The following is a 15,383-nucleotide window of genomic DNA, read 5'->3' as shown; positions in this document are numbered from 1 at the left end:
CGCCCTACTCGGCCGCCAGTTTTTCGGTGCGCGCGCGGATGCGGCGCTCCATCTCGGGGCGGAAATGCCGGATCAATCCCTGGATCGGCCAGGCTGCCGCATCGCCCAGCGCGCAGATCGTGTGGCCCTCCACCTGCTTGGTGACGTCCTCGAGCGCGTCGATCTCTTCGATGCGCGCATTGCCCGTCACCATGCGTTCCATCACGCGCCACATCCAGCCGGTGCCCTCGCGGCACGGCGTGCACTGGCCGCAGCTTTCGTGCTTGTAGAAGTAGCTCAGCCGCGCGATCGCCTTCACGACATCGGTCGACTTGTCCATGACGATGACCGCCGCCGTGCCCAGGCCCGACTTCTGGTCACGCAGAGAGTCGAAATCCATCAGCTGGTTGTCGCAGATCGACTTCGGCAGCAGCGGCACCGAGGCGCCGCCCGGGATCACCGCCAGCAGATTGTCCCAGCCGCCGCGCACGCCACCGCAATGGCGCTCGATCAGCTCGCGCAGGGGAATGCCCATCTCCTCTTCCACGTTACACGGCCTGTTCACGTGGCCGGAAATGCAGAAGAGCTTGGTGCCGGTGTTGTTCGGACGGCCGATGCCCGCGAACCAGGCCGCTCCGCGGCGCAGGATGGTCGGGGCGACGGCGATCGATTCGACATTGTTGACGGTGGTCGGGCAGCCGTAGAGGCCGGCGCCGGCCGGGAATGGCGGCTTCAACCGCGGCATGCCCTTCTTGCCCTCGAGGCTCTCGAGCAGCGCAGTCTCCTCGCCGCAGATGTAGGCCCCGGCGCCGCGATGGACGTAGAGATCGAAATCCCAGCCCGAGCCGCAGGCGTTCTTGCCGAGCAGGCCCGCATCGTAGGCTTCCTTGATGGCGGCGATCAGGTGCTGGGCCTCGTTGTAGAACTCGCCGCGCACGTAGATGTAGCCGGCATGGGCGCGCATCGCGAAGCCAGCGACCAGGCAGCCCTCGATCAGCAGGTGCGGATCGTGGCGCATGATGTCGCGATCCTTGCAGGTGCCCGGCTCCGACTCGTCGGCGTTCACCACGAGATAGTGCGGACGATCCTTCACTTCCTTGGGCATGAAGGACCACTTCATGCCGGTCGGGAAACCGGCGCCGCCGCGGCCGCGCAGGCCGGACTTCTTCATCTCGTCGATGATCCAGTCGACGCCCTTGTCGAGGATCGCCTTGGTGTTGTCCCAGGCGCCGCGCGCCCGCGCGCCGGCCAGGCGCCAGTCGTGGACGCCGTAGATGTTGGTGAAGATGCGGTCCTTGTCGCTCAGCATCGCTCTACTCGCCCTTCAGGGTCGTCAGGCCGCCTTCGGGCGCCGAGGTCTGGCGGTCCACCTGCGGCCCGGGCTTCGGCGTCTCACCGCGCCGGAACGCGTCGAGCACCTTGTTCATCGAGGCCTCGTCGAGGTCCTCGTAGAAATCGTCATTGATCTGCACGACCGGCGCGTTGACACAACCGCCGAGGCACTCGACCTCCTGCACGCTGAAAAGCTCGCCGTCGGCGGCGTGCTGGCAGGCCTTCATCACCGCGTCCGAGCCGCGCAGCCAGCAAGGCGTCGTGGTGCAGACCTGCAGCAGGTACTTACCCTTCGGGCGCAGCTGGAACATCGTATAGAAGGTCGCGACCTCGTAGACGCGAATCGGCGCCATATCGAGGATGCGCGCCACCTCGTTCATCGCGGCGCGCGGCAGCCAGCCGTGCTGACGCTGCGCCAGGTCGAGCACCGCAATCACCGCGCTGGCCTGTCGGCCCGGCGGATAGTGCGCGATCTGCTCCTCGACCTTCGCCATATACTCCGGCGTGAAGGAAAAGTGTGCGACCTGGGGGACGTCCTTGGGGTCGGCGGTGATCATCGCCATCGCTTCGGTCTCCTAGCGGTCGATCTCGCCGAACACGATGTCGAGCGAGCCAATGTTCGCCGACATGTCGGCGAGCTGGTGGCCCTTGGTCATCATGTCGAGCGCCTGCAGGTGCGGGAACCCGGGAGCGCGGATCTTGCAGCGGTACGGCTTGTTGGTGCCATCGGACACGAGATAGACGCCGAATTCGCCCTTGGGTGCCTCGACCGCCGTGTAGGTCTCGCCCGCCGGCACCTTGTAGCCCTCGGTGTAGAGCTTGAAATGATGGATCAGGGCCTCCATCGAGCCCTTCATCTCGCCCCGGCGCGGCGGCGAGATCTTGCGATCGTCGACGCGCACCGGACCGCCCACCGTGCGCAGTGCCTTGACGCACTGCTCCATGATGCGCGCGCTCTGGTACATCTCCTCGATGCGCACGAGGTAGCGCGCGAAGCAGTCGCCGGTCTTGCCGACAGGGATGTCGAAGTCCATGCGGTCGTAGACGTCGTAGGGCTGCGACTTGCGCAGATCCCAGGCAAGACCCGAGGCGCGGATCAGCGGCCCCGAGAAACCCCAGTCCAGCGCCTGCTCCGCAGACACGACGCCGATGTCGACGGTACGCTGGCGGAAAATGCGATTCTCGTTCAGCAGGTACTCGATGTCCTTCATGAACGGATAGAACTGCTTCAGCCAGCCATCCATCGAATCGAGCATGCCGTCCGGCAGGTCCTGATGGACGCCGCCCGGCCGGAAGTAGGCTGCGTGCATGCGCGAGCCGCTCACCTGCTCGTAGTACTCCATCAGCAGCTCGCGCTGCTCGAAGCCCCACAGCGGCGGCGTCAGCGCGCCGACGTCCATGGCGAAGGTCGTGACGTTCAGCAGATGGTTCAGGATGCGCGTGATCTCGGAGAACAGCACGCGGATGTACTGGCCCCGCTCCGGCGCCTGGATGCCCAGCAGCTTCTCCACTGCCAGCGCGTAGGCGTGCTCCTGGTTCATCGGCGACACGTAGTCGAGCCGGTCGAAGTACGGCACCGCCTGCAGGTAGCTCTTGTACTCGATCAGCTTCTCGGTGCCGCGATGCAGCAGGCCGATATGCGGGTCGCAGCGCTCGACGATTTCGCCGTCCATCTCGACCACGAGGCGCAGCACGCCGTGAGCCGCAGGATGCTGCGGCCCGAAATTCATGGTCAGTGTCTTGATTTCGACGTCGGACATGTCAGTTCGCCTTCGCCGGTGCGGGAGCAGGCGCAGCGGCCTTCTCCTGTGCCTTCTCGTCGCCGGGCAGGACCTGCGGGGCGCCTTCCCACGGGCTCAGGAAGTCGAAGCGGCGGAATTCCTGGGCGAGCTTCACGGGCTCGTAGACCACGCGCTTCTGCACGTCATCCCAGCGCAGCTCGACGAAGCCGGTCAGCGGAAAGTCTTTGCGCAGCGGATGACCCTCGAAACCGTAGTCGGTGAGGATACGGCGGAGGTCTGGATGATCGGAGAACCAGACCCCGTAGAGATCGTAGGTCTCGCGCTCGAACCAGCCGGCCGAGCTGAACACCGGCGCGGCCGACGGCACCGGCGTCGTCTCGTCGGTCGCAACCTTCACGCGGATGCGCTGGTTGTTCTTGAGGCTGAGCAGGTTGTAGACGACGTCGAAGCGCTTCTCGCGCTCGGGCCAATCGACACCGCAGATGTCGATCAGCTGCTTGAACAGACACTTCTGATCGTCGCGCAGGAAGGTGAGCAGAGCGATCACCTTGTCCGCCGACGCCTCGAGCATCAGCTCGCCGAGACGCATCTCCGTCCTGGACACCACGCCCGGCAACGCCTGGGCGATATGGTCCCCGAGTTCCTTGAGGGCCTCGCTCATCAGCGCACCAGCGTGCCCGTGCGACGGACCTTCTTCTGGAGCTGGAGCACGCCGTAGAGAAGCGCCTCGGCGGTCGGCGGGCACCCCGGGACGTAGACGTCGACCGGGACGATGCGATCGCAGCCGCGCACGACCGAGTAGCTGTAGTGATAATAGCCGCCGCCATTGGCGCAGGAGCCCATCGAGATCACGTAGCGCGGCTCGGCCATCTGGTCGTAGACCTTGCGCAACGCCGGGGCCATCTTGTTGGTGAGCGTGCCGGCCACGATCATCACGTCGGCGGCGCGCGGGCTCGGCATCGGCGCGAAGCCGAAACGGTCGAGATCGTAGCGGCTCATCCAGCAATGGATCATCTCGACGCCGCAGCAGGCCAGACCGAAAGTCAGGCCCCACATCGACCCGGTACGTGCCCAGGTGACCAGCTTGTCGAGCTGGGCGACGACGAAACCCTTGTCGGCCAGCTCGTCGTTCAATGCCCGCGACAGCGCGGCTTCGGCTGCCGTGTTGGGTTTGGCCGGAGTCATCACTCCCATTCCAGGGCTCCCTTACGCCACTCGTAGATGAAGCCCACCGTCAGCACGCCGAGGAACAGCATCATCGACCAGAAGCCGAAGAGGCCGATGTCCCCCAGAGCCACAGCCCACGGAAACAGGAACGCCACTTCCAGGTCGAAGATGATGAAGAGGATGGCGACGAGATAGAAGCGAACGTCGAACTGACCACGCGCATCGTCGAACGGCGCGAAGCCGCATTCGAAGGGCGAGAGCTTCTCGGAGTTCGGGTTCTGGCGGGCGATCAGGTAGGACCCGCCGAGCATGGCGCAGACCAGCCCGAAAGCTAGTCCGAGGAAGATCAGGATTGGCAGGTATTCCCGCAGAAGAGCTTCCATCGCCACCCCTTGCGCCCTGTTCTTATGGGCTGCCAGTGTTTGGGCTGGCGCGAGCGACGGGACTCGAACCCGCGACCTCCGGCGTGACAGGCCGGCATTCTAACCAACTGAACTACGCCCGCTTTCTCAGCCCCAAACGGCGCGCGGAGAGATATAGGAGCGCCTATTGGGTGTCAAGCATGTTGCACCCGCGAAAAGGTGCACAAATGCCCGATATTTCAACGTCTTCCGTCTCTGACGTGACGACCAGCGAAACTGGGGCTGGTGGGCGATGACGGGATCGAACCGCCGACCGCTCCCGTGTAAAGGGAATGCTCTACCGCTGAGCTAATCGCCCGATGCGCGTGGTAGCACGACGCCCCGTCGGCGCGCGAGGCAAAAGCCTAGTTGATGGCGTCCTTCAGGGCCTTGCTGGCCTTGAACCGCGGCACGATCGCCGCCGGAATCTTGATCTTCTCGCCGGTCTGGGGATTGCGCCCCTCGCCCGCCTTCCGCTTGGTCACCTGGAAGGTGCCGAACCCGACAAGCAGGACCTTTTCCTTCTTCTTGAGTGACTTGGTGATTACCGCGAGGATCGAATCGACGGCGTTTGCAGCATCGACTTTCGAAAGGTTCGTCGAAGCGGCGACGGCGGCGATCAGATCGTGCTTGTTCACGGGCGAGCCTCTGGATGGTCCGACACTCTCAAGTGTACGGGCGGGCTGAAAACGGCGTCAACGCCGGAATACCATATTTTGTGGTTGCGGCCGAAGGTCGACCGTACCGGTTGCGCAAAAATGACAAAGCCCCGGATCGCTCCGGGGCTTCGCCTGTTCGTCGTCCCGGGGACGCTCAGTGCGCCCGGGCAGCCTCCGCGCCTTCCGCCGGCTTCGGCGTCACGGCATCGAGGTCGTTCACCCATTCGATGGCGACCAGCGGCTTGACCAGGGCACGGGCCAGAACCTCGTCCACCGTCGAGACCGGGACGATCTCCAGTCCCTTCTTCACGTTGTCCGGGATTTCCGGCAGGTCGCGCTCGTTCTCCTTCGGGATGAGCACGGTCTTGAGACCGCCACGCAGCGCCGCCAGGAGCTTCTCCTTCAGGCCACCGATCGGCATGACCCGCCCGCGCAGGCTGATCTCGCCGGTCATCGCCACTTCCTTGCGCACCGCGATGCCGGTCAGGGCCGACACGATCGAGGTGACCATCGCCACGCCGGCGGACGGGCCGTCCTTCGGCGTCGCGCCTTCCGGCACGTGGATGTGGATGTCGCGCTTCTCGAAGATGTTCGACTTGATGCCGAACAGGTGCGCCCGCGAACGAACATAGGCGTTGGCCGCCTGCACCGATTCCTGCATCACGTCGCCCAGCTTGCCGGTGACCGACATGCGGCCCCTACCCGGGACCAGCACCGCCTCGATCTGCAGCAATTCGCCGCCAACCTCGGTCCATGCCAGGCCCGTCGTGATGCCGACCAGATCCTCGAGCTCCGCTTCGCCAAATCGAAAGCGCCGGACGCCTGCGTACTTGTCGAGGTTCTTGCGGCCGATCTTCACCTTGGTCGTCCCCTTCATGAGGATTTCCTTGGTGGCCTTGCGCGCGAGATTGGCGATCTCGCGCTCGAGGTTACGGACGCCCGCCTCGCGCGTGTAGTAGCGCACGAGGTCGCGCACCGCGTCGTCGTGAATCTCGATTTCGTTCGGCTTGAGACCGTTCGCCTCGACCTGCTTGGGGATCAGGTGCTTGCGCGTGATCGCGACCTTCTCGTCCTCGGTGTAACCGGCGAGACGGATGATCTCCATGCGGTCCAGCAGCGGCTGCGCCATGCGCAACGAGTTGGCCGTGGTGATGAACATCACGTTCGACAGGTCGTAGTCGATTTCGAGATAGTGATCGTTGAACGTCGTGTTCTGCTCGGGGTCGAGGACCTCGAGCAGTGCCGACGACGGATCGCCGCGGAAGTCCGCGCCGAGCTTGTCGATCTCGTCGAGCAGGAACAGCGGGTTCGACGACTTCGCCTTCTTCATCGACTGGATGACCTTGCCCGGCAGCGAGCCGATGTAGGTCCGGCGATGGCCGCGGATCTCCGCTTCGTCGCGCACGCCGCCCAGCGACATGCGCACGAAGTTGCGGCCCGTCGCCTTCGCGATCGACTTGCCGAGCGAGGTCTTGCCGACGCCCGGCGGGCCGACCAGGCACAGGATCGGGCCCTTCATCTTGTCGACGCGCTGCTGGACCGCGAGATACTCGAGGATGCGCTCCTTCACCTTCTCGAGGCCGTGATGATCGGCGTTGAGAATGTCCTCGGCGTACTTCAGGTCCTTGATGATCTTGGTGGGCTTGCGCCACGGAATCGACAGCAGCCAGTCGAGATAGTTGCGCACCACCGTCGCCTCGGCCGACATCGGGCTCATCGTCCGGAGCTTCTTCAGCTCGGCGTTGGCCTTCTCCTTCGCCTCCTTGCTGAGGCGCGTCTTCTTGATGCGCTTCTCCAGTTCGGAGATCTCGTCGCGACCGTCCTCGGTCTCGCCAAGCTCCTTCTGGATCGCCTTCATCTGCTCGTTCAGATAGTACTCGCGCTGCGTCTTCTCCATCTGACGCTTCACGCGGTTGCGAATCTTCTTCTCGACCTGCAGGACGCCGATCTCGCCTTCCATCAGGCCGAGGATCCGCTCCAGCCGCTTCGACACGGAATCGAGTTCCAGAAGCTGCTGCTTCTCGGCAACCTTGAGGGCGAGATGTGCGGAGATGGTGTCGGCGAGCTTGGCCGGCTCCTCGATCTTGTTGATCGAGACGACGACCTCCGGCGGCACCTTCTTGTTCAGCTTCACGTAGTTCTCGAATTCAGAGACCACGGTGCGCGCGGCCGCCTGCAGCTCGGCGCTGTCGCCGGGCGACTCTTCCATGTCGATCGCCTGCGCCTCGAAGAAGTCCGGACGGTCGTTGTAGCCCGTGATCTTCACGCGGCGGCCACCCTCGACCAGCACCTTCACGGTGTCGTCGGGCAGCTTCAGCAGCTGCAGGACGGTGCCGAGCGTTCCGATCGTGTAGATGTCCTCGGGGCCGGGATCGTCCTGGCTGGCGTTCTTCTGGGCGATCAGCAGGATCTGCTTGTCGTCCTTCATCACCTCTTCGAGCGCCTTGACGCTCTTTTCGCGACCGACGAAGAGGGGGACGATCATGCCGGGGAACACGACGATGTCGCGCAGCGGCAGGACGGGGTAGACGGTTCCTTGAGTGGGGGCGTTCATGATGCCTCGCAACGTACGCTGTTAGAGCTACCCGCGCCTTGGCCGGGGATCCCCTGCGGGCGATCCTCGGCGCGCGAACGCGCGCACTCGATGTCAGAGATTGGCCTGAACAGAGGGTTGTTCAAGACCCGTCGGGAAGACCGCCGGCGACGGTTGTCGCCGACGCAGCAAAACTCAGGCCGGAGCAGCGGCGACGCCTTCTTTGCGCTCACCATGCACGTACAACGGCTGGGCGCGACCCTCGATGACTTCCCGGTTGATCACCACTTCCTCGACCCCGTCGAGCGACGGCAGATCGTACATGGTGTCGAGCAGCACGGTCTCCATGATGGAGCGGAGCCCGCGGGCGCCGGTCTTGCGCTGGATCGCCTTCTGAGAGACCGCGCGCAGGGCATCGTCGGAGAACTTGAGCTTCACGTTCTCCATGTCGAAGAGACGCTGGTATTGCTTGAGCAGCGCGTTCTTCGGGCGCGTCAGGATCTCGATCAGCGCGACCTCGTCGAGATCGTCGAGCGTGGCGACAACCGGCAGGCGGCCGACGAACTCGGGGATCAGCCCGTAGCGCAGCAGGTCCTCAGGCTCGAGGTCCTTCAGGATTTCACCGGTGCGGCGATCCTCGGGTCCGCGCACCTCGGCGCCGAACCCGATCGACGTGCCCTGGCGGCGCATCGAGATGATCTTGTCGAGGCCCGCGAAGGCGCCGCCGCAGATGAACAGGATGTTGGTCGTGTCGACCTGCAGGAACTCCTGCTGAGGATGCTTGCGCCCGCCCTGCGGCGGCACGGAGGCGACGGTGCCTTCCATGATCTTGAGCAGCGCCTGCTGGACGCCCTCGCCCGATACGTCGCGCGTGATCGACGGATTGTCGGACTTGCGGCTGATCTTGTCGACCTCGTCGATATAGACGATGCCGCGCTGGGCGCGTTCGACGTTGTAATCGGCGGCCTGCAGCAGCTTGAGGATGATGTTCTCGACATCCTCGCCGACGTAACCGGCTTCGGTCAGCGTCGTGGCATCCGCCATCGTGAACGGCACGTCCAGCATGCGGGCCAGCGTCTGGGCCAGCAGGGTCTTGCCGCAGCCCGTGGGGCCGATCAGCATGATGTTGGACTTGGCGATCTCGACTTCGTTGGCCTTCCCGCCATGGCTCAACCGCTTGTAGTGGTTGTGCACGGCGACGGCGAGGATGCGCTTCGCCCGGTCCTGACCGATGACGTAGTCATCCAGGATCTGGCGGATCTCCTTGGGAGACGGCACCCCGTCCTTGGATTTGACCAGGGTGGTCTTGCTCTCTTCCCTGATGATGTCCATGCAGAGTTCGACGCATTCATCGCAGATGAAGACGGTCGGACCGGCAATGAGCTTGCGGACTTCATGCTGGCTCTTGCCGCAGAAGCTGCAATACAGGGTGTTGCGGGAATCACCCCCGGACTTGGCGGCTGGCATGTCTGTAACGCACCTCCGCTTGGGGGGCCCTACGACCTGCGGGCCCGCACACAAGCCTATGTTAAACGTGCCGCCCGGACGGCGACAACATCAAAATATGGTGTGCCGCCGTGCGAACGGGAAACAATTGGTCGCTTTTGCCGCCTAGGAGGCAGCAGCCTGAATGGTGGTCGGGGTCGGCCGCTTCTCGAGCACGTCGTCGATAAGGCCGAATTCCTTGGCTTCCAGGGGTGCGAAGAACTTGTCGCGCTCCATGGCCTGCTCGATCACCTCGATCGGCTTGCCGGTATGTTCGACGTACATCTGGTTCAGGCGCGAGCGGGTCGCAAGGATCTCCCGCGCGTGGATCTCGATGTCCGTGGCCTGGCCCTGGGCACCGCCGGAGGGCTGGTGGATCATGATCCGGGCGTTCGGGAGCGCGAAGCGCTTGCCCTTCTCGCCCGCCGTCAGCAGCAGCGAACCCATCGACGCAGCCTGGCCATAGACCAGGGTCGAGATGTGCGGCCGGATGTAGCGCATGGTGTCGTAGATCGCCATGCCGGACGTCACCACGCCACCGGGCGAGTTGATGTAGAACGAGATGTCCTTGGTGGGGTTCTCGGCCTCGAGGTAAAGCAGCTGTGCGCAGAGCACGCCCGCCACATGGTCCTCAACCGGACCATTCAGGAAGATGATCCTTTCCTTCAGCAGCCTCGACCAGATGTCGTAGCCGCGTTCTCCGCGCGCCGATTGCTCGACCACCATCGGGACGTAGTAGTTGTTGTGAACTTCCAGCGGATCGCGGTCGCGAATCATCGCGGTGGCCCCCTTGCGTAACGTTGCTCCAGAAAGTGGCAGCGCCGGCGGTCCTGTTCAAGGCCGCCGGCACAAGATCAGCCCGCTGCCTTCTCCGAGCCCTCTTCTTCCTGCTCGGCCTCACGGGCGGCCTTCAGCAGTTCCTCCGGGGTAACCGACTTCTCCGTCACCTTGGCCAGTTCGAGGATGAAGTCGACTGTCTTCTCCTCGAAGATCGGCGCCCGGAGCTGGTCCTTCATCTCGGCGTTCTTGCTGTAGAACTCGAGCACCTGACGCTCCTGGCCCTGATAGCGCATGGCCTCGCGCATCACCGCCTGGTTGAGCTCCTCCGGCGTCACGTCGATGTTGTTGGAGCGGCCGACATCGGCCAGCAACAGGCCGAGGCGGACGCGCCGCTCGGCGATGTCGCGGTACTCCTTGCGCATCTTCTCTTCGTCGTCCTCGATCTTCAGGCCGTTCTTCTTGGCTTCCTCGATGCGCTGCCAGATGGCGTTGAACTCACCCTCGACGAGGCCTTCCGGCACCGCGAACTTCTGGGTGTCCGCGAGCTTGTCGAGGAGCTGGCGCTTGATCATGCCGCGCGAGATCTGCGTGTAATCCTGGCCGATCCGCTCACCCACCGCCTTGCGCATGGCTTCGAGGTTCTCGAAGTTGTTCTTCTTCGCCAGTTCGTCGTCGACCGGCTTGTCGACGAACTCCAGCACTTCCTTGACCGTGCACTTGAAGACGGCGTCCTTGCCGGCGAGTTCCGGCGCGCCGTACTCGGCCGGGAACGTCACCTTCACGTCGACCGGCTTGCCGACCTCGGCGCCGACCAGCTGGTCCTCGAAGCCCGGGATGAACGAGCCCGAGCCCAGCTCCAGAACGTAGTCCTGCGCCGCGCCACCGGGGAACTCCACGCCGTCGACGGAGCCCACGAAATCGAGCTTGATGGCGTCGCCCTTCTGCGCCGGACGCGCCGGATCGACGGGCTTCTGCTCGCGGTTGGCCTTGCCGATGCGCTCCAGCGCCTCGTCGATGTCCTTCTCAGGCACCTCGGCCTTGAGACGCTCCAGCTCGATGCCCGAGAAGTCGAGCTTGCCGATCTCCGGCAGCACTTCGACGACGACTTCGAACTCGACGTCCTTGCCCTCTTCCAGCTGCTTCAGGTCGACGCGCGGCTGCAGCGCGGGCTTCAGGCCACGATCCTCGATCGCCTTCGCGGTGCTGGTGTTGACGGCCGCCTCGACCGCTTCGCCGAACAACGCCTGGCCGTACTGCTTCTTCAGCAGCCCGACCGGCACCTTGCCCGGACGGAAGCCCGGCAGCGCCGCGGTCTTAGCCATCTCGGCGAGGCGCTCATCGATCTTCGCCGTCAGGTCGCCGACGGGGACGACGATCTTGAACTGGTGCTTCAGGCCTTCGGCCGAGAGTTCCGTAACTTGCATTGTCTCACTTCCATTTCCTGGTGCGGGCGGAGGGACTTGAACCCCCACGCCTTGCGGCACGAGAACCTAAATCTCGCGTGTCTACCAATTCCACCACGCCCGCCCGAAGCCTGCCCAAACGACGTCCTGAGCCATCGGGGCGTGCCGCGAAGGCCGAATCGCGGGCCTCTTAGCCCGACCCCGCGGAACGGTCAATTAAAGGACGACAACGACTGCAGCGCTTGAGGCAGAAGCGCCGGCAGATCCTCGGCAATCAGCCCCGGACGCCCGAACAGGCGCGCACATTCGCCGTGCAGCCAGGCAGCAGCAGAGGCCGCGGCGAACGGCGTCAGCTCCTGAGCCATCAACCCGCCGATCAGCCCCGCCAGCACGTCGCCCGACCCGGCCGTCGCGAGAGCCGGCGATGCGTGAATATTCACGACGGCCCGTCCGTCCGGCGCGGCGATCACGGTGTCCGGTCCCTTCAGCAGGATCGTCGCTCCGCTGCGCGCTGCCGCGCGCCTCGCGCGGCCGAGCTTGTCCGCCTTTCCGGCGAGATCGGGAAACAGCCTGCGGAACTCACCTTCATGGGGCGTGAGCACCGTCGGCCCGTCGATGCTGCCAAACAGGAGGTCCGGATCCGATGCGAACACGGTAATGGCATCGGCGTCGAGGACGACCCGGCGGCGCGCCGCCAGAGCGGCGAGCGCCGCACCCCGCGTGCGATCGGTGACACCCGAGCCGGGACCGATCAGGACGGCATTGCGCCGCTCGTCGCCGAGCAGTCGCTCGAACATCGCAGCGTCGTCGATCTCGACGATCAGGTTTCCGGGCTCAGCCGCCTGGAGGGCGGTCAGTGTCGAGGGAAAGGCTCCGATCGTAACGAGCCCGGCGCCCACCCGGCGGCCGGCCAGGGCCGCGAGACGCGCCGCACCCGTCGCATGCGAGCCCGCGAGGATCGTGAGATGGCCCCGGGCGTACTTGTGATCCGCGATGTCGCCTCGCCGGAGCAGATGTGTCCACAGGGGTGGCGCATTCAGCCAAGTCTTCGGATCGATCGTTGCGAGGGCACCATCTGGAATGCAGATATCAACGATCCGCAGGTAGCCGCAGCGCCGCAAACCCTCGACGGAGTAATGGCCGGGCTTGGCGCGATGGAAGGTGACGGTCGTTTCCGCCTCGACAGCCCGGCCCAGGATTTCCCCGGTATCGCCGTGCAGGCCGCTCGGCACATCGACCGCGACGACGGTCAACTTCCGCTCGTTCACCAGGTCGATAGCCGTTCCGATCTCGCCGTCGATCTTCCGGCTGAGGCCCGCGCCGAATATCGCATCGACGACCAGCGGCGCGCCGTCGAGCAGGCCAGCCGACCACGGCTCGACCGCGCCCGTCCAGGTACTGGCCGCCCAGGCCGCATCGCCCTTCAGCGCCTCGAGGGACCCGAACAGGGCGAGGCGCACGGACCAGCCCGCCGTCCGCAGATGGCGGGCCGCCACGAAGCCGTCGCCGCCGTTGTTGCCGGGCCCGCACAGGAGAACGACGGGGCGTCGCCCGTGGCGCTGCATGACCGCCATGGCCACCGCCCTTCCCGCCCTCTCCATCAGATCGCGTCCAGGTACGCCGCTTGCGATGGCAAAGCCATCCGACTTCGACATCTCGGCACAGGTCAGGAGCGTCAGCTCATCCCGGGGAAGCAGGTCGCGATTTTCAGCCATGGGAAACTTGCAACGTGGGCGATTGGGGCGGCCGACCGGATTTGAACCGGCGACATCCAGAATCACAATCTGGCGCTCTAACCAACTGAGCTACGGCCGCCATCGTGGATCGCTCCCGACGAAGCGGCGCCTTCCTACGCTCCGGCGGCGGGAGCGTCAAGAAACAGGCGGCGTTTCCGGCAGCAGCCGGTCGATGGCGCGGGTCCAGACGCCGCAGGCATCCTCGAAGGACAGGGCAAAATGCTCGCGCATGCGCGCCCAGCTCTCGAAGTCGACCAGCGCTTCCAGCGCGAGCACGGTCTGGCGGCGTTCGCCTTCGCCGAGGGTCGAGAGTTCCGGCGTATAGACTTCCTCGAGCCGTCGTATCACGAGCTCGCGAATCAGCCGGATCCGGCTCTTGAGATCGGCCGAGTCGCCCTGGTTGGCATTGAGGGCCCGCCACAGCGGCAGCCATTCGTCGCATACGCGGCCTCGTGTCCGGACGTGCAGCCCTATCCGCTCGGCGCGGTTACCGACCATCGGCGTGCCGGCGACCTGGGCCGAGACACGCATCATCGCATCGTCCGTTGCCGCGACGCGCAGGGCGTGAAGGTCGGGGAAGCGTTCGAAGATCGATCGCACCGAATAGCCGGCGCGATGGGCGATCGACACAGCTGTGGGTATCTGCGGGCTTTCCCGGAGGAGGGCCAGGTAGGCTTCGATGATCAGCTGGCGGGTGCGTGCACTGCGAAGCCGGCGCCCGTCCGCCCTCCCGGGTGCCGCGGCGGCCCCTTCCGCGCCTGTCACGTCATTGCGCATGGGTCATTCGGATTCGGCAGGAGGCGGCCGATGGTCTGTATCCACACGAGGCAGGCATCGTCGAAGGACAGGCTGAAGAACTCACGCATTCGCGCCCAGCTCTCCACGTCGGTCAGCGCCTCCAGGGCAATCAGCATCTGCTGGCGTTCCTCCGCCGGCAGCGCGGCGAGTTCCGGCGCGAACATCATTTCCATGCGCGACGTCACGCGGTCGCGGGCGATCCGGATGCGGGCCTTGATCTCCGGCGAATCGCCCTGGTTGACGATCAGGGACCGCCATAGCGGCAGCCATCGCTCGCAGGTTTCCCCACGCGTGCGCACATGGGAGATGATTCGGGTCGTGCGGTCGCCGTCGGCGCCCCGCGGCGGCCCCAGGGCGGAAATCTGCGCCAGCGAGTAATCGATCGCCGCCACCTGCAGGGCACGGATATCCGGAAACCGCTCGAAGATCGACCGGACGGAATACCCGGCGCGTTCGGCGATCTCGGCGGCGGTCGGCACTCGCGGCGACATCTCTTCCGCCAGGGCGATATAGGCCTCGATGATCAGCTGCTTGGTGCGCTCGCTGCGCAGGCGGCGACCATCGATCTTGGCGGACTTCGGCAGGGACGTGGCGTGCAAGATTCAATCCGTTCCGGAGCTGGTTTTGGCGGGAGTCGGCGGCAGGACGCGATCAATCGCGCGGATCCACACGGCGCAACTCTCGGCATAGGAAAGGCCGTAGGTTTCGCGCATGCGCGCCCAGCTCTCGATGTCGGTCATGGCTTCGAGCGCGATGAGAAGGTTGCGCTGCTCCAATTCCGGCAGGGTTGCCAGTTCATGACGGTACATGAGACGCATGCGATCGATCGTCCGTTCCCGCGCGATCTTGATCCGCACGGTCAGCGCGTCGTTCTCGTCGATGTTGTAGATCAGAGCCCGCCAGAGTGCGACGCCGCGCTCGCATGTGCCGGCTCGCGTCTCCACCTGGGACCTGATGCGGGTGGCACGGTCGCCGTCTATGTCGCGCGCCGGCGCGAGAGCGGCCGCGTGGGCAAGCCCATAGTCCGCCGCCGCCACGCGCAACGTATGCAGATCGGGGAAGCGCTCGAAGACCGATCGAACGGAATAGCCCGCCCGCGCCGCGATCTCCTGCGCCGTCGGCATGGGCGTCGACGGGTTCTCGCGGATGAGCGCCAGATAGGCTTCGATGATGAGCTGCCGGGTACGCTCGCTCCGCAGGCGACGCCCGTCGATGCGCGCGGGCCCGAGCCTGTCGGGGCTCTCCGAAGAACTCATTCCGAACCCAATCCGGAATGCTTGGGCATACCGATCGAGCAGACATGAGTATATTTAAGCATATTCAATGCGAAAACTCTAGCCATTGTTGCTCTTGCCCTGCAAAAGCCAA

Annotated in this window: 15 protein-coding genes and 4 tRNA genes; all 19 read right to left on the bottom strand. The window is 65.0% G+C overall.

The features are described from left to right. Positions 1 to 4 precede the first annotated feature (4 nt). The 19 genes from nuoF to LJ725_RS00610 all read right to left on the bottom strand — a co-directional run bounded on the left by nuoF (position 5) and on the right by LJ725_RS00610 (position 15,271). Positions 5 to 1,288 (bottom strand): NADH-quinone oxidoreductase subunit NuoF, encoded by a 1,284-nt coding sequence (gene nuoF, locus LJ725_RS00700; protein ID WP_230548697.1) that lies wholly within the window; start codon positions 1,286 to 1,288, stop codon positions 5 to 7. 4 nt (positions 1,289 to 1,292) lie between these two features. Continuing rightward, positions 1,293 to 1,874: a complex I 24 kDa subunit family protein gene (locus LJ725_RS00695; RefSeq protein WP_230548696.1), complete on the bottom strand. Its 582-nt coding sequence runs from the start codon at positions 1,872 to 1,874 to the stop codon at positions 1,293 to 1,295. A gap of 12 nt (positions 1,875 to 1,886) precedes the next feature. Beyond that, positions 1,887 to 3,071: an NADH-quinone oxidoreductase subunit D gene (locus LJ725_RS00690; protein ID WP_230548695.1), complete on the bottom strand. Its 1,185-nt coding sequence runs from the start codon at positions 3,069 to 3,071 to the stop codon at positions 1,887 to 1,889. A gap of 1 nt (position 3,072) precedes the next feature. Continuing rightward, positions 3,073 to 3,714: an NADH-quinone oxidoreductase subunit C gene (locus tag LJ725_RS00685; RefSeq protein ID WP_230548694.1), complete on the bottom strand. Its 642-nt coding sequence runs from the start codon at positions 3,712 to 3,714 to the stop codon at positions 3,073 to 3,075. After that, positions 3,714 to 4,247: a NuoB/complex I 20 kDa subunit family protein gene (locus LJ725_RS00680; RefSeq protein WP_408015711.1), complete on the bottom strand. Its 534-nt coding sequence runs from the start codon at positions 4,245 to 4,247 to the stop codon at positions 3,714 to 3,716. Before LJ725_RS00680 ends, LJ725_RS00685 begins: the two co-directional genes overlap by 1 nt. Continuing rightward, the gene (locus LJ725_RS00675) at positions 4,238 to 4,603 is read right to left on the bottom strand and encodes an NADH-quinone oxidoreductase subunit A (RefSeq protein ID WP_068198877.1); all 366 of its coding nucleotides are present in this window, start codon (positions 4,601 to 4,603) and stop codon (positions 4,238 to 4,240) included. Before LJ725_RS00675 ends, LJ725_RS00680 begins: the two co-directional genes overlap by 10 nt. A gap of 45 nt (positions 4,604 to 4,648) precedes the next feature. Beyond that, a tRNA-Asp gene (locus LJ725_RS00670) sits at positions 4,649 to 4,725 on the bottom strand. Between the two features lie 140 nt (positions 4,726 to 4,865). Continuing rightward, a tRNA-Val gene (locus tag LJ725_RS00665) sits at positions 4,866 to 4,940 on the bottom strand. Between the two features lie 46 nt (positions 4,941 to 4,986). Further along, positions 4,987 to 5,259 (bottom strand): HU family DNA-binding protein, encoded by a 273-nt coding sequence (locus tag LJ725_RS00660; RefSeq protein ID WP_230548693.1) that lies wholly within the window; start codon positions 5,257 to 5,259, stop codon positions 4,987 to 4,989. 175 nt (positions 5,260 to 5,434) lie between these two features. After that, the gene (gene lon / locus LJ725_RS00655) at positions 5,435 to 7,834 is read right to left on the bottom strand and encodes an endopeptidase La (RefSeq protein WP_230548692.1); all 2,400 of its coding nucleotides are present in this window, start codon (positions 7,832 to 7,834) and stop codon (positions 5,435 to 5,437) included. A 174-nt stretch (positions 7,835 to 8,008) separates the two neighbouring features. After that, on the bottom strand, positions 8,009 to 9,280 hold the full coding sequence (gene clpX, locus LJ725_RS00650; protein WP_068198887.1) for an ATP-dependent Clp protease ATP-binding subunit ClpX: 1,272 nt from the start codon (positions 9,278 to 9,280) through the stop codon (positions 8,009 to 8,011). Between the two features lie 144 nt (positions 9,281 to 9,424). Beyond that, a complete protein-coding gene (locus LJ725_RS00645; RefSeq protein ID WP_230548691.1) occupies positions 9,425 to 10,075 on the bottom strand; it encodes an ATP-dependent Clp protease proteolytic subunit in 651 nt (216 codons plus the stop codon). A 77-nt stretch (positions 10,076 to 10,152) separates the two neighbouring features. Continuing rightward, positions 10,153 to 11,502, bottom strand: coding sequence for a trigger factor (gene tig, locus LJ725_RS00640; RefSeq protein WP_230548690.1), 1,350 nt, complete (start codon positions 11,500 to 11,502; stop codon positions 10,153 to 10,155). A gap of 18 nt (positions 11,503 to 11,520) precedes the next feature. Further along, positions 11,521 to 11,605, bottom strand: a tRNA-Leu gene (locus LJ725_RS00635). An 88-nt stretch (positions 11,606 to 11,693) separates the two neighbouring features. After that, positions 11,694 to 13,136: an NAD(P)H-hydrate dehydratase gene (locus LJ725_RS00630; protein ID WP_329958342.1), complete on the bottom strand. Its 1,443-nt coding sequence runs from the start codon at positions 13,134 to 13,136 to the stop codon at positions 11,694 to 11,696. Positions 13,137 to 13,219: 83 nt separating this feature from the next. Beyond that, positions 13,220 to 13,296, bottom strand: a tRNA-His gene (locus LJ725_RS00625). A 56-nt stretch (positions 13,297 to 13,352) separates the two neighbouring features. After that, a complete protein-coding gene (locus tag LJ725_RS00620; protein ID WP_230548688.1) occupies positions 13,353 to 13,847 on the bottom strand; it encodes a hypothetical protein in 495 nt (164 codons plus the stop codon). A 131-nt stretch (positions 13,848 to 13,978) separates the two neighbouring features. After that, entirely contained in the window at positions 13,979 to 14,614 is a 636-nt protein-coding gene (locus LJ725_RS00615; RefSeq protein ID WP_230548687.1) for a TetR/AcrR family transcriptional regulator, read from the bottom strand. Between the two features lie 3 nt (positions 14,615 to 14,617). Beyond that, a complete protein-coding gene (locus tag LJ725_RS00610) occupies positions 14,618 to 15,271 on the bottom strand; it encodes a TetR/AcrR family transcriptional regulator (protein WP_230548686.1) in 654 nt (217 codons plus the stop codon). Positions 15,272 to 15,383 lie beyond the last annotated feature (112 nt).

The organism is Reyranella aquatilis, assembly GCF_020880995.1.
Classification (GTDB): domain Bacteria; phylum Pseudomonadota; class Alphaproteobacteria; order Reyranellales; family Reyranellaceae; genus Reyranella; species Reyranella aquatilis.
Note: the sequence above shows the minus strand (reverse complement) of the source record. Positions and strands in the feature narration are given on the sequence as shown.